The following is a 14,666-nucleotide window of genomic DNA, read 5'->3' as shown; positions in this document are numbered from 1 at the left end:
ACACGGGGAGCCAGCGATCCTGCGTTCCCCGCTGATCTATTTAGAGGGTTATACGCTTGTTTGACCGTTATGATGCTGGTGAGCAGGCGGTACTGGTACACATCTATTTTACGCAAGACAAAGATATGGAAGACCTCCAGGAGTTTGAATCTCTGGTTTCTTCCGCCGGTGTCGAAGCATTGCAGGTGATTACCGGTAGCCGTAAAGCGCCGCACCCAAAGTATTTTGTAGGTGAAGGTAAAGCAGTTGAAATTGCGGAAGCTGTCAAAGCGACGGGTGCTTCGGTCGTTCTTTTTGACCATGCCCTGAGCCCGGCGCAAGAGCGTAACCTGGAGCGTTTGTGCGAGTGTCGTGTTATCGACCGCACCGGCCTTATTTTAGATATTTTCGCCCAACGTGCGCGTACCCATGAGGGTAAGTTGCAGGTTGAGCTGGCGCAGTTGCGCCATCTGGCTACGCGCCTGGTGCGTGGCTGGACCCACCTTGAAAGACAGAAAGGCGGGATCGGTTTGCGTGGTCCGGGTGAAACCCAGCTCGAAACCGACCGTCGTTTGTTGCGTAATCGCATCGTGCAGATACAGTCGCGCCTGGAAAGAGTTGAAAAACAGCGTGAGCAGGGGCGGCAATCGCGTATCAAAGCCGACGTTCCTACTGTTTCGCTGGTGGGATATACCAACGCCGGTAAATCTACCCTTTTCAATCGCATCACCGAAGCGCGGGTCTATGCGGCAGACCAGTTGTTTGCCACCCTCGACCCGACGTTGCGGCGTATTGACGTCGCGGATGTCGGTGAAACCGTGCTGGCAGATACCGTAGGGTTTATTCGCCACCTGCCGCACGATCTGGTGGCGGCATTTAAAGCCACGTTACAAGAGACGCGGCAAGCCACATTGCTGCTGCACGTCATTGACGCGGCAGATGTGCGAGTACAAGAAAACATCGAAGCGGTGAATACGGTTCTTGAAGAGATCGATGCTCACGAGATCCCAACCCTGCTGGTGATGAACAAGATCGATATGCTGGAAGATTTTGAACCGCGTATTGATCGGGACGAAGAGAACAAACCGATCCGTGTCTGGCTTTCTGCGCAGACCGGAGCGGGGATACCACAGCTTTTTCAGGCTTTGACGGAGCGGCTTTCCGGCGAGGTGGCGCAGCATACATTGCGTCTGCCGCCGCAGGAAGGGCGTCTGAGAAGTCGTTTTTATCAGCTTCAGGCAATAGAAAAAGAGTGGATGGAGGAGGACGGCAGCGTAAGTCTGCAAGTTCGTATGCCGATCGTTGACTGGCGTCGCCTCTGCAAACAAGAACCGGCGTTGATCGATTACTTGATCTAACGGCGTAGCGTCTGAAGCGTGGAGTCATATCCTCTGGCGTCGAAAGACAACAGGGATCACCGCATAACAAATATGGAGCACAAACATGGCGTGGAATCAGCCCGGTAATAACGGACAAGACCGCGACCCGTGGGGAAGCAGCAAACCTGGCGGCAACTCTGAGGGAAATGGAAACAAAGGCGGTCGCGATCAAGGGCCACCTGATTTAGATGATATCTTCCGCAAACTGAGCAAAAAGCTCGGTGGTCTGGGCGGCGGTAAAGGCACCGGATCTGGCGGTGGTAATTCATCGCAAGGCCCGCGCCCGCAGCTTGGCGGTCGTGTCGTTACCATCGCAGCGGCAGCGATTGTCATTATTTGGGCGGCCAGTGGTTTCTACACCATTAAAGAAGCCGAACGCGGCGTGGTAACACGCTTTGGTAAATTCAGCCATCTGGTTGAGCCGGGTCTGAACTGGAAACCGACGTTTATCGACGAAGTCAAACCGGTGAACGTGGAAGCCGTGCGTGAACTGGCTGCTTCCGGTGTGATGCTGACGTCGGACGAAAACGTGGTGCGCGTTGAGATGAACGTACAGTACCGCGTCACCAATCCGGAAAAATATCTGTATAGCGTGACCAGCCCGGATGACAGCCTGCGTCAGGCTACCGACAGCGCCCTGCGTGGGGTTATCGGTAAATACACCATGGACCGCATTCTGACGGAAGGTCGTACCGTGATTCGTAGCGATACTCAGCGCGAACTGGAAGAGACGATTCGTCCGTATGACATGGGTATCACTCTGCTGGACGTCAACTTCCAGGCAGCTCGTCCGCCGGAAGAAGTAAAAGCGGCGTTTGACGATGCGATTGCCGCGCGTGAAAACGAACAGCAATACATTCGTGAAGCAGAAGCGTATACCAACGAAGTTCAGCCGCGTGCGAACGGTCAGGCGCAACGTATCCTCGAAGAGGCGCGTGCGTACAAGGCTCAGACTATCCTGGAAGCCCAGGGTGAAGTGGCACGCTTTGCTAAACTTCTGCCGGAATATAAAGCTGCGCCGGAAATTACCCGCGAGCGTCTGTATATCGAGACGATGGAAAAAGTGTTGGGCAACACCCGCAAAGTGCTGGTTAACGATAAAGGTGGCAACCTGATGGTTCTGCCGTTAGACCAGATGCTGAAAGGTGGTAACGCCCCTGCGGCGAAGAGCGATAACGGTGCCAGCAATCTGCTGCGTCTGCCGCCAGCCTCTTCCTCCACAACCAGTGGAGCAAGCAACACGTCGTCCACCAGTCAGGGCGATATTATGGACCAACGCCGCGCTAACGCGCAGCGTAACGACTACCAGCGTCAGGGGGAATAACGATGCGTAAGTCAGTTATCGCGATTATCATCATCGTGCTGGTAGTGCTTTACATGTCTGTCTTTGTCGTCAAAGAAGGTGAGCGCGGTATTACGCTGCGTTTTGGTAAGGTACTGCGTGACGATGACAACAAACCTCTGGTTTATGAGCCGGGTCTGCATTTCAAGATACCGTTCATTGAAACGGTGAAAATGCTCGACGCACGTATTCAGACCATGGACAACCAGGCCGACCGCTTTGTGACCAAAGAGAAGAAAGACCTGATCGTCGACTCTTACATCAAATGGCGCATCAGCGATTTCAGCCGTTACTACCTGGCAACGGGTGGTGGCGACATTTCGCAAGCGGAAGTGCTATTGAAACGTAAGTTCTCTGACCGTCTGCGTTCTGAAATTGGTCGTCTGGATGTTAAAGATATCGTCACCGATTCCCGTGGTCGTCTGACCCTGGAAGTGCGTGACGCGCTAAACTCCGGTTCTGCGGGTACAGAAGATGAAGTTACTACCCCGGCAGCGGATAACGCCATTGCCGAAGCGGCAGAGCGCGTAACGGCTGAGACGAAGGGCAAAGTTCCGGTCATCAACCCGAACAGTATGGCGGCGCTGGGTATTGAAGTTGTCGATGTGCGTATCAAGCAGATCAACCTGCCGACCGAAGTGTCTGAAGCGATCTACAACCGTATGCGCGCCGAGCGTGAAGCGGTAGCACGTCGTCACCGTTCACAAGGTCAGGAAGAAGCGGAAAAACTGCGCGCGACTGCCGACTATGAAGTGACCAGAACGCTGGCAGAAGCTGAGCGTCAGGGCCGCATCATGCGTGGTGAAGGCGATGCAGAAGCAGCCAAACTGTTTGCTGATGCATTCAGTAAAGATCCGGACTTCTACGCATTCATCCGTAGCCTGCGTGCTTATGAGAACAGCTTCTCCGGCAATCAGGACGTGATGGTCATGAGCCCGGACAGCGATTTCTTCCGCTACATGAAGACGCCGACTTCCGCAACGCGTTAATATAACGACTGCGGTACAGGTCAATAAAGCCACCGCATCCTCAGGGATGTCGGTGGTTTTCTTTTTCTATAAGGATAATGAATGAATTCGACAATCTGGCTGGCGCTTGCCCTGGTTTTGGTGCTGGAAGGTTTAGGGCCGATGCTTTACCCGAAGGCATGGAAGAAGATGATCGCTGCGATGACCAATTTGCCCGATAATATTTTACGTCGTTTTGGCGGTGGACTTGTGGTTGCGGGCGTTGTGGTCTACTACATGTTGAGGAAAACGATTGGCTGAACAAAAAACAGACTGATCGAGGTCATTTTTGAGTGCAAAAAGTGCTGTAACTCTGAAAAAGCGATGGTAGAATCCATTTTTAAGCAAACGGTGATTTTGAAAAATGGGTAACAACGTCGTCGTACTGGGCACCCAATGGGGTGACGAAGGTAAAGGTAAGATCGTCGATCTTCTGACTGAACGGGCTAAATATGTTGTACGCTACCAGGGCGGTCACAACGCAGGCCATACTCTCGTAATCAACGGTGAAAAAACCGTTCTCCATCTTATTCCATCAGGTATTCTCCGCGAGAATGTAACCAGCATCATCGGTAACGGTGTTGTGCTGTCTCCGGCCGCGCTGATGAAAGAGATGAAAGAACTGGAAGACCGTGGCATCCCCGTTCGTGAGCGTCTGCTGCTGTCTGAAGCATGTCCGCTGATCCTTGATTATCACGTTGCGCTGGATAACGCGCGTGAGAAAGCGCGCGGCGCGAAAGCGATCGGCACCACGGGTCGTGGTATCGGGCCTGCTTATGAAGATAAAGTGGCACGTCGTGGTCTGCGTGTTGGCGACCTTTTCGACAAAGAAACCTTCGCTGAAAAACTGAAAGAAGTGATGGAATATCACAACTTCCAGTTGGTTAACTACTACAAAGCTGAAGCGGTTGATTACCAGAAAGTTCTGGATGATACGATGGCTGTTGCCGACATCCTGACTTCTATGGTGGTTGACGTTTCTGACCTGCTCGACCAGGCGCGTCAGCGTGGCGATTTCGTCATGTTCGAAGGTGCGCAGGGTACGCTGCTGGATATCGACCACGGTACTTATCCGTACGTAACTTCTTCCAACACCACTGCAGGTGGCGTGGCGACCGGTTCCGGCCTGGGCCCGCGTTATGTTGATTACGTTCTGGGTATCCTCAAAGCTTACTCCACTCGTGTAGGTGCAGGTCCGTTCCCGACCGAACTGTTTGATGAAACTGGTGAGTTCCTCTGCAAGCAGGGTAACGAATTCGGCGCAACTACGGGTCGTCGTCGTCGTACCGGCTGGCTGGACACCGTTGCCGTTCGTCGTGCGGTACAGCTGAACTCCCTGTCTGGCTTCTGCCTGACCAAACTGGACGTTCTGGATGGCCTGAAAGAGGTGAAACTCTGCGTGGCTTACCGTATGCCGGATGGTCGCGAAGTGACTACCACACCGCTGGCAGCAGACGATTGGAAAGGTGTAGAGCCGATTTACGAAACCATGCCGGGCTGGTCTGAATCCACCTTCGGCGTGAAAGATCGTAGCGGTCTGCCGCAGGCGGCACTGAACTACATCAAGCGTATTGAAGAACTGACCGGTGTGCCGATCGATATCATCTCTACCGGCCCGGATCGTACTGAAACCATGATTCTGCGCGACCCGTTCGACGCGTAATTCTGGTACGCCTGGCAGATATTTTGCCTGCCGGGCTAACAGTGTGATACATTGCTGTGTCGGGTAAGCCATTACGCTATCCGACACAGTGTTAAATCCTCGCTTTTTTCCTTCCCCGAACTGAAATAAATTAGCGACACAGCTTGTGGCTGGTTTATCATCAATATAAATGTATTTTTTCCCGCTTTCCCTTTTGAGGTTGATGTGCAGTTAACGAGTTTCACTGATTACGGATTACGTGCGCTGATCTACATGGCGTCATTGCCAGAAGGGCGGATGACCAGTATTTCTGAAGTGACTGACGTCTACGGCGTCTCCCGTAATCATATGGTCAAAATAATCAATCAACTTAGTCGTGCCGGCTACGTGACTGCTGTTCGTGGAAAAAATGGCGGCATTCGCCTGGGGAAACCGGCGAGTGCGATACGTATTGGTGATGTGGTGCGCGAGCTGGAACCTTTATCGCTGGTGAATTGCAGCAGTGAGTTTTGCCACATTACACCTGCCTGTCGGTTGAAACAGGCACTTTCTAAGGCCGTGCAAAGTTTTCTTACGGAACTGGATAACTACACGCTTGCCGATTTGGTTGAAGAGAATCAACCGCTTTATAAATTATTGCTGGTGGAGTGACGAAAATCTTCATCAGAGATGACAACGGAGGAACCGAGATGTCACAAGATCCTTTCCAGGAACGCGAAGCTGAAAAATACGCGAATCCCATCCCTAGTCGGGAATTTATCCTCGAACATTTAACCAAACGTGAAAAACCGGCCAGCCGTGATGAGCTGGCGGTAGAACTGCACATTGAAGGCGAAGAGCAGCTTGAAGGCCTGCGTCGCCGCCTGCGCGCGATGGAGCGCGATGGTCAACTGGTCTTCACTCGCCGTCAGTGCTATGCGCTGCCGGAACGCCTCGACCTGGTGAAAGGTACCGTTATTGGCCACCGTGATGGCTACGGCTTTCTGCGGGTTGAAGGGCGTAAAGATGATTTGTATCTCTCCAGCGAGCAGATGAAAACATGCATTCATGGCGATCAGGTGCTGGCACAGCCGCTGGGCGCTGACCGTAAAGGCCGCCGTGAAGCGCGTATTGTCCGCGTACTGGTACCAAAAACCAGCCAGATTGTTGGTCGCTACTTTACCGAAGCGGGTGTCGGCTTTGTGGTTCCTGACGACAGTCGTTTGAGCTTCGATATCTTAATCCCGCCCGATCAGATCATGGGCGCGCGGATGGGCTTTGTGGTGGTGGTTGAACTGACCCAACGCCCGACTCGCCGTACCAAAGCGGTGGGTAAAATCGTCGAAGTGCTGGGCGATAATATGGGCACCGGCATGGCGGTTGATATCGCCCTGCGTACCCATGAAATTCCGTACATCTGGCCGCAGGCTGTTGAGCAACAGGTTGCCGGGCTGAAAGAAGAAGTACCGGAAGAGGCGAAAGCTGGCCGTGTCGATCTGCGCGATTTACCGCTGGTCACCATTGATGGCGAAGACGCCCGTGACTTTGACGATGCAGTTTACTGCGAGAAAAAACGCGGCGGCGGCTGGCGTTTGTGGGTCGCAATTGCCGACGTCAGTTACTATGTGCGTCCGCCAACACCGCTGGATAGAGAAGCGCGTAACCGTGGTACGTCGGTCTACTTCCCTTCGCAGGTTATCCCGATGCTGCCGGAAGTGCTCTCTAACGGCCTGTGCTCGCTCAACCCGCAGGTAGACCGCCTGTGTATGGTGTGTGAGATGACCATTTCGTCGAAAGGCCGCCTGACCGGCTACAAATTCTATGAAGCGGTGATGAGCTCTCACGCGCGTCTGACCTACACCAAAGTCTGGCATATTCTGCAGGGCGATCAGGATCTGCGCGAGCAGTACTCCCCGCTGGTTAAGCATCTCGAAGAGCTGCATAACCTCTATAAAGTGCTGGATAAAGCCCGTGAAGAACGCGGCGGGATCTCGTTTGAGAGCGAAGAAGCGAAGTTCATTTTCAACGCTGAACGCCGTATTGAGCGTATCGAACAGACCCAGCGTAACGACGCACACAAGTTAATTGAAGAGTGCATGATTCTGGCGAATATCTCGGCGGCGCGTTTCGTTGAGAAGGCCAAAGAACCGGCACTGTTCCGTATTCACGACAAGCCGAGCACCGAAGCGATAACCTCTTTCCGTTCAGTGCTGGCGGAACTGGGGCTGGAATTGCCTGGCGGTAACAAGCCGGAACCGCGTGACTACGCGGAACTGCTGGAATCGGTTGCTGACCGTCCTGACGCAGAAATGCTGCAAACCATGCTGTTGCGCTCGATGAAACAAGCGATTTACGATCCGGAAAACCGCGGTCACTTCGGTCTGGCATTGCAGTCCTATGCGCACTTTACTTCGCCGATTCGTCGTTATCCTGATCTGACGCTCCACCGCGCCATTAAGTATCTGCTGGCGAAAGAGCAGGGGCATCAGGGGAATACCACTGAAACCGGCGGCTACCATTATTCGATGGAAGAGATGCTGCAACTGGGTCAGCACTGTTCGATGGCGGAACGTCGTGCCGACGAAGCAACGCGCGATGTGGCTGACTGGCTGAAGTGTGACTTCATGCTCGACCAGGTAGGTAACGTCTTTAAAGGCGTAATTTCCAGCGTCACTGGTTTTGGCTTCTTTGTTCGCCTGGATGACTTGTTCATCGATGGTCTGGTCCATGTCTCTTCGCTGGACAATGACTACTATCGCTTTGACCAGGTAGGACAACGCCTGATGGGTGAATCCAGCGGCCAGACTTATCGCCTGGGCGATCGCGTGGAAGTGCGCGTCGAAGCGGTAAATATGGACGAGCGCAAAATCGACTTTAGCCTGATCTCCAGCGAACGCGCACCGCGCAACGTCGGTAAAACGGCGCGCGAGAAAGCGAAAAAAGGCGATGCAGGCAAAAAAGGCGGCAAGCGTCGTCAGGTTGGTAAAAAGGTAAACTTTGAGCCAGACAGCGCTTTCCGCGGCGAGAAAAAAACGAAGCCGAAAGCGGCGAAGAAAGACGCGAGAAAAGCGAAAAAGCCATCGGCGAAAACGCAGAAAATAGCCGCAGCGACCAAAGCGAAGCGTGCGGCGAAGAAAAAAGTGGCAGAGTGATCATTACCCTCTTCAAACAGAAGAGGGTCAGATTGCTGACAAAATGCGCTTTGTTCATGCCGGATGCGGCGTGAACGCCTTATCCGGCCTACATAATCACGCAAATTCAATACATTGCAGGGATCATGTAGGCCTGATAAGCGTAGCGCATCAGGCAAAACGTAAACAACGAGTACATTAATGAGCGAAATGATTTACGGCATCCACGCAGTGCAGGCCCTGCTGGAGCGCGCCCCTGAACGTTTTCAGGAAGTCTTTATTTTAAAAGGCCGTGAAGATAAACGTCTGTTGCCGCTGATTCACGCCCTTGAGTCCCAGGGCGTGGTTATCCAGCTGGCAAACCGCCAATATCTCGACGAGAAAAGCGACGGTGCCGTGCATCAGGGCATTATCGCCCGTGTGAAGCCAGGACGTCAGTATCAGGAAAACGATCTGCCGGATCTGATCGCTTCGCTCGATCAGCCGTTCCTGCTGATCCTCGACGGTGTAACCGATCCGCACAACCTCGGCGCGTGCCTGCGCAGCGCGGACGCAGCTGGCGTTCATGCGGTGATTGTGCCGAAAGATCGCTCCGCACAGCTCAACGCCACGGCGAAAAAAGTGGCCTGCGGCGCGGCAGAAAGCGTTCCGCTGATTCGGGTGACTAACCTGGCGCGCACCATGCGTATGTTGCAGGAAGAGAATATTTGGATCGTCGGTACGGCAGGAGAGGCGGATCATACGCTCTATCAGAGCAAAATGACCGGACGGCTGGCACTGGTGATGGGCGCGGAAGGTGAAGGTATGCGTCGCCTGACTCGTGAACATTGCGACGAGTTGATCAGCATCCCAATGGCAGGAAGCGTTTCTTCGCTGAACGTTTCGGTAGCGACCGGCATTTGCTTATTTGAAGCGGTGCGTCAGCGCAGCTAATTTCTCTGAATTATGAAAAACCATCCATATTTGGATGGTTTTTTTTTGTCTGGAGCTGGTAAGATAATTACGTGCTACAAATATTTATATTATTAATATTTCAACTTAATCACTATGGAATAATATATGACATGGAATCCGTTGGCGCTGGCTACGGCGCTGCAAACTGTACCTGAACAAAATATTGATATAACAAATAATGAAAACGCATTAATTATTAAAATGAATGATTATGGCGATTTGCAAATCAATATTCTTTTTACTTCCCGCCAAATGATTATCGAAACCTTTATTTGCCCGGTAAGTAGTATCAACAATCCAGATGAATTTAATACCTTCTTATTAAGAAATCAGAAGATGATGCCGTTGTCATCGGTAGGGATCTCCAGCGTGCAACAGGAAGAGTATTACATTGTTTTCGGGGCGTTATCGCTTAAATCTTCTCTTGAAGATATCCTGCTTGAGATAACCACGCTGGTAGATAACGCTTTGGATCTTGCTGAAATTACAGAAGAATATTCACACTAATTACAAGGACAGGTATTTATGGGAATTTTAAAAACTTTATTTACGCTGGGTAAATCGGTGATCTCGCAAGCGGAAGAATCCATTGAAGAAGCACAGGGCGTTAGAATGCTTGAACAGCATATACGCGATGCCAAAGCAGAACTGGATAAGGCCGGTAAATCACGTGTCGATCTACTGGCAAGAGTGAAATTGAGCAACGATAAACTGAAAGATTTACGTGAGCGTAAAGCCAGTCTGGAAGCTCGTGCGCTGGAAGCGTTAAGCAAGAACGTTAATCCGTCGTTGATTAACGAAGTTGCTGAAGAAATCGCGCGCCTTGAGAATCTTATTACCGCTGAAGAGCAAGTGTTGTCGAATCTGGAAGTCTCTCGTGATGGCGTGGAAAAAGCAGTTACAGCGACAGCGCAGCGTATCGCTCAGTTTGAGCAACAAATGGAAGTCGTTAAAGCTACTGAAGCCATGCAGCGTGCACAACAGGCCGTAACGACCTCTACTGTTGGCGCATCTTCCAGCGTTTCGACAGCGGCAGAATCCTTAAAGCGTCTGCAAACGCGTCAGGCCGAACGTCAAGCTCGCCTGGATGCTGCCGCACAGCTGGAAAAAGTGGCAGATGGTCGCGATCTTGATGAAAAACTGGCGGAAGCCGGAATTGGCGGTAGCAACAAAAGTAGCGCCCAGGATGTATTAGCAAGACTGCAACGCCAACAGGGCGAGTAATGTTCTTCTCCTGGATCATTAAAACCTGCCGACGTCACCTTTCCAGGCTTACCTGGCCGGCATTGACTGGATTATTTACAGGACAGTATCTGTTTTGTTATCTGGTGTTAACTGCGTTGCATGAAGAGGCGTTGGTAGGTCAACTGAGTAATTTTATTTATTACTGCTCGGTTGTGGGATCAACGCTGGGGTTTGGTGATATCACACCCCAAACGGTGGGGGGACGTCTGTTCACAGCGCTCTGGCAGATTCCTGTGAGTGTTGGTTTATTTGGCGCTTTAATGGGAAAAGTCATTGCATTAGTGCAAGACATATTGGCGAAAGGAATGACGGGAATGGGCGACTACAGCAATTTGCGCAACCATATGCTGGTCATTGGATGGCGCGGGCATCAGACTGAAAAGATGATTTCATTATTGTTGTTTGATTCCCGAAGAGCATTTGGCCGGGTACTTTTGTGTGAGCGGGATGATATTCAACATCCGATGCCTGGAAATAATTGGGTCGATTTCATTCGTATTAGTAATTTTAATGATCCGCATGAACATACCCGCATGGGACTGGCAAATTGCCAAAGTGTCATCATCTTTTCGCAAACTGATGAGCAGACGTTCACGACCGCACTATCCCTGGCGGATTTTATTCCTGAAAGATGCCATATCGTCGCTTATCTGGAAGATGAACGCTACGCTCGTTTATTAGAGGTTCATTGTCAACGTATTGAAATAGTGCGAAATATTTCAGCAGAACAACTTTCCCGTTCAATACAAGATCCCGGTTCATCTCAATCAGTGGCATCGATTATGAATCCAATGCTGGGGGATACGGGGTTTGTTTTACCGATTCCTGAACGGGTTACCTCAATGCGTTATGGCGCATTGATGCATTATATGAAACTTCATCATGATGCCACCGTCCTGGGAATAAGCAGTTGTAAAAATGGTAGGGGAATGGAACTGAATCCAGTCATTGCAACGGAAGTTAAAGGCGGTATGTGGCTGCATCTTATTGGCAATAACCGTATTTTGGCTGAAGAAGTGGCATGGCAGGACATTGAGGGAAGCATATGACAAGTTTTTTCAAGCGTCTGTTTGGTAAGGATGATAAACCTGTAATCGCACGCGGCCCGCTGGGACTTCATCTCAATAGCGGCTTTACGCTCGACACGTTAGTGTTTCGTTTGCTGGAAGATGAATTGCTGATTGCGCTGCCGGGTGAAGAATTTACGGTAGCCGCTGTCAGCCACATCGATCTGGGCGGCGGTAGTCAGATTTTCCGCTACTACACTTCGGGCGATGAATTTCTGCAAATCAATACCACCGGCGGCGAAGATATTGATGACATTGATGATATCAAGCTCTTTGTCTATGAAGAGAGCTACGGTATCAGCAAAGAGAGCCACTGGCGCGAAGCGATCAACGCCAAAGCGATGGGGGCAATGACTTTAAACTGGCAGGAAAAACGCTGGCAGCGATTTTTTAACAGTGAAGAACCGGGAAATATCGAACCCGTCTATATGCTGGAAAAAGTTGAAAATCAAAACCACGCCAAATGGGAAGTGCATAATTTTACCATGGGCTATGAACGGCAGGTGACCGAAGATACCTGTGAATATTTGCTGTTAAATGGTGAGGAATCTTTTAACGATCTCGGCGAGCCGGAGTGGTTATTTTCGCGCGCACTGGGTGTTGATATCCCACTGACATCACTTCATATTATTGGTTAATTACAAGGACGTTTACGATGCATATACTGGATTCACTTCTTGCCTTTAGCGCCTATTTTTTTATTGGCGTAGCTATGGTGATTATTTTTCTGTTTATCTACTCCAAAATTACACCGCACAACGAATGGCAGTTAATTAAAAACAATAATACCGCGGCGGCACTGGCGTTCAGTGGTACATTGTTGGGTTACGTGATCCCATTATCTAGTGCGGCAATCAATGCGGTGAGTATTCCGGATTATTTTGCCTGGGGCGGGATCGCACTGGTGATTCAGTTACTCGTTTTTGCTGGCGTCAGACTTTATATGCCAGCATTAAGCGAAAAAATTATTAATCACAATACCGCAGCAGGAATGTTTATGGGAACCGCCGCGCTGGCTGGCGGTATTTTTAACGCAGCTTGTATGACATGGTAATGGACGATCATGGCCAGAAAACGCAAATCAAGAAATAACAGTAAAATTGGTCACGGAGCGATCAGTCGCATTGGAAGACCTAATAATCCTTTTGAGCCGCGACGCAATCGCTACGCACAAAAATACTTAACGTTGGCGCTAATGGGCGGTGCAGCTTTTTTTGTATTGAAAGGTTGTGGCGATAGTGGTGATGTCGATAACGACGGTGACGGAACGTTTTACTCGACAGTGCAGGATTGTATTGATGACGGTAATAATTCAGATATCTGTGCTCATGGCTGGAACAATGCCAAAGCGGCATTTTATGCCGATGTTCCGAAGAATATGACTCAGCAGAATTGTCAGTCTAAGTACGAAAATTGCTACTACGACAATGTTGAACAGAGTTGGATCCCGGTCATTTCTGGATTTTTATTAAGCCGGGTTATTCGTAAAGATCGCGATGAGCCGTTCGTTTATAACAGCGGTGGATCCTCATTTGCTTCCCGCCCCGTCTGGCGCAATACTTCCGGTGATTACTCCTGGCGCTCCGGTTCTGGCAAAAAAGAGTCTTACTCCTCGGGCGGCTTTACCACCAGAAAAGCGTCAACTGTTTCTCGCGGCGGCTATGGTCGTTCTTCCAGCGCCCGTGGGCACTGGGGAGGCTAATCATGCTGAGACACAACGTTCCTGTACGACGGGATCTGGACCAGATCGCCGCCGACAACGGTTTCGACTTTCATATCATCGATAATGAAATTTATTGGGATGAGAGTCGGGCTTACCGCTTTACTCTGCGTCAGATAGAAGAGCAGATCGAAAAACCAACTGCGGAATTGCATCAGATGTGCCTTGAGGTGGTGGATCGTGCGGTTCAAGACGAAGAGATCCTGACGCAACTGGCGATCCCACCGCTGTACTGGGATGTGATCGCTGAAAGCTGGCGCGCACGCGATCCTTCGCTGTATGGTCGGATGGATTTTGCCTGGTGTGGCAATGCGCCGGTGAAGCTGCTGGAGTACAACGCCGATACGCCAACCTCGTTGTATGAATCGGCTTATTTCCAGTGGCTGTGGCTGGAAGATGCCCGGCGCAGCGGCATTATTCCGCGTGATGCCGATCAGTACAATGCCATTCAGGAACGCCTGATTTCGCGCTTTAGTGAGCTTTACAGTCGGGAACCGTTTTATTTCTGCTGTTGTCAGGACACCGATGAAGACAGGAGTACCGTGCTGTACTTGCAGGACTGCGCCCAGCAGGCAGGGCAGGAGTCACGGTTTATCTACATTGAAGATCTCGGTTTGGGCGTCGGCGGTGTACTGACCGATCTTGATGATAATGTCATCCAGCGTGCATTTAAGCTGTATCCGCTGGAGTGGATGATGCGTGACGATAACGGTCCGCTGCTGCGCAAGCGCCGCGAGCAATGGGTGGAGCCGTTATGGAAAAGTATCTTGAGCAACAAAGGGTTAATGCCGCTGCTTTGGCGCTTCTTTCCTGGTCATCCTAACCTACTTGCATCCTGGTTTGATGGCGAAAAACCGCAGATTGCCGCTGGCGAAAGCTATGTGCGTAAACCGATCTACTCACGCGAGGGCGGTAACGTCACCATTTTCGACGGTCAGAATAACGTCGTTGACCACGCTGAGGGTGATTATGCCGATGAACCGATGATCTACCAGGCGTTTCAACCCCTACCACGATTTGGCGATAGCTACACACTCATCGGTAGCTGGATTGTCGATGATGAAGCGTGCGGAATGGGGATCCGTGAAGATAACACGCTGATCACCAAAGACACCTCACGTTTCGTTCCGCATTATATTGCTGGCTAAGAATGTTTTAGCAATCTCTTTCTGTCAGGAATCCGTGGCAGTGACCATACTAATGGTGACTGCCATTGATGGA

Annotated in this window: 15 protein-coding genes; all 15 read left to right on the top strand. The window is 51.0% G+C overall.

From position 1 onward, the window contains the following. Positions 1-56 precede the first annotated feature (56 nt). Positions 57-1,337 carry a ribosome rescue GTPase HflX gene (hflX, locus tag HEN33_RS05935; protein ID WP_000460360.1) on the top strand — a complete coding sequence of 427 codons (1,281 nt, stop codon included), beginning with the start codon at positions 57-59 and terminating at the stop codon, positions 1,335-1,337. A gap of 85 nt (positions 1,338-1,422) precedes the next feature. After that, on the top strand, positions 1,423-2,682 hold the full coding sequence (gene hflK / locus HEN33_RS05930; protein WP_000312477.1) for an FtsH protease activity modulator HflK: 1,260 nt from the start codon (positions 1,423-1,425) through the stop codon (positions 2,680-2,682). 2 nt (positions 2,683-2,684) lie between these two features. Then, entirely contained in the window at positions 2,685-3,689 is a 1,005-nt protein-coding gene (hflC, locus tag HEN33_RS05925; RefSeq protein ID WP_001232412.1) for a protease modulator HflC, read from the top strand. Positions 3,690-3,770: 81 nt separating this feature from the next. Further along, the gene (locus HEN33_RS05920) at positions 3,771-3,968 is read left to right on the top strand and encodes a DUF2065 domain-containing protein (RefSeq protein ID WP_001089292.1); all 198 of its coding nucleotides are present in this window, start codon (positions 3,771-3,773) and stop codon (positions 3,966-3,968) included. A 103-nt stretch (positions 3,969-4,071) separates the two neighbouring features. Beyond that, the gene (purA, locus tag HEN33_RS05915; protein WP_000527955.1) at positions 4,072-5,370 is read left to right on the top strand and encodes an adenylosuccinate synthase; all 1,299 of its coding nucleotides are present in this window, start codon (positions 4,072-4,074) and stop codon (positions 5,368-5,370) included. 204 nt (positions 5,371-5,574) lie between these two features. Beyond that, positions 5,575-6,000, top strand: a complete 426-nt coding sequence (nsrR, locus tag HEN33_RS05910; protein ID WP_001177639.1) for a nitric oxide-sensing transcriptional repressor NsrR — start codon at positions 5,575-5,577, stop codon at positions 5,998-6,000. 38 nt (positions 6,001-6,038) lie between these two features. After that, entirely contained in the window at positions 6,039-8,480 is a 2,442-nt protein-coding gene (gene rnr, locus HEN33_RS05905) for a ribonuclease R (protein WP_000076292.1), read from the top strand. 180 nt (positions 8,481-8,660) lie between these two features. After that, complete coding sequence (gene rlmB, locus HEN33_RS05900) at positions 8,661-9,392, top strand: 23S rRNA (guanosine(2251)-2'-O)-methyltransferase RlmB (protein ID WP_001293282.1); 732 nt, start codon at positions 8,661-8,663, stop codon at positions 9,390-9,392. Between the two features lie 126 nt (positions 9,393-9,518). Further along, complete coding sequence (locus HEN33_RS05895) at positions 9,519-9,920, top strand: YjfI family protein (protein ID WP_176263636.1); 402 nt, start codon at positions 9,519-9,521, stop codon at positions 9,918-9,920. Positions 9,921-9,938: 18 nt separating this feature from the next. After that, entirely contained in the window at positions 9,939-10,637 is a 699-nt protein-coding gene (locus tag HEN33_RS05890; protein ID WP_000511992.1) for a PspA/IM30 family protein, read from the top strand. After that, positions 10,637-11,707, top strand: coding sequence for a potassium channel family protein (locus HEN33_RS05885; protein WP_000466338.1), 1,071 nt, complete (start codon positions 10,637-10,639; stop codon positions 11,705-11,707). The genes HEN33_RS05890 and HEN33_RS05885 overlap by 1 nt, the downstream gene beginning before the upstream one ends. Continuing rightward, positions 11,704-12,363, top strand: a complete 660-nt coding sequence (locus HEN33_RS05880; protein ID WP_176263635.1) for a YjfK family protein — start codon at positions 11,704-11,706, stop codon at positions 12,361-12,363. Before HEN33_RS05885 ends, HEN33_RS05880 begins: the two co-directional genes overlap by 4 nt. Before the next feature lie 17 nt (positions 12,364-12,380). After that, entirely contained in the window at positions 12,381-12,779 is a 399-nt protein-coding gene (locus tag HEN33_RS05875; RefSeq protein ID WP_000547753.1) for a DUF350 domain-containing protein, read from the top strand. A 9-nt stretch (positions 12,780-12,788) separates the two neighbouring features. Further along, on the top strand, positions 12,789-13,427 hold the full coding sequence (locus tag HEN33_RS05870) for a DUF1190 domain-containing protein (protein WP_000101673.1): 639 nt from the start codon (positions 12,789-12,791) through the stop codon (positions 13,425-13,427). Between the two features lie 2 nt (positions 13,428-13,429). Continuing rightward, positions 13,430-14,593: a glutathionylspermidine synthase family protein gene (locus HEN33_RS05865; protein ID WP_000943973.1), complete on the top strand. Its 1,164-nt coding sequence runs from the start codon at positions 13,430-13,432 to the stop codon at positions 14,591-14,593. Positions 14,594-14,666 lie beyond the last annotated feature (73 nt).

Origin of the sequence: Escherichia sp. 94.0001 (genome assembly GCF_013369155.2) — a bacterium.
GTDB classification, from domain to species: domain Bacteria; phylum Pseudomonadota; class Gammaproteobacteria; order Enterobacterales; family Enterobacteriaceae; genus Escherichia; species Escherichia coli_F.
Note: the sequence above shows the minus strand (reverse complement) of the source record. Positions and strands in the feature narration are given on the sequence as shown.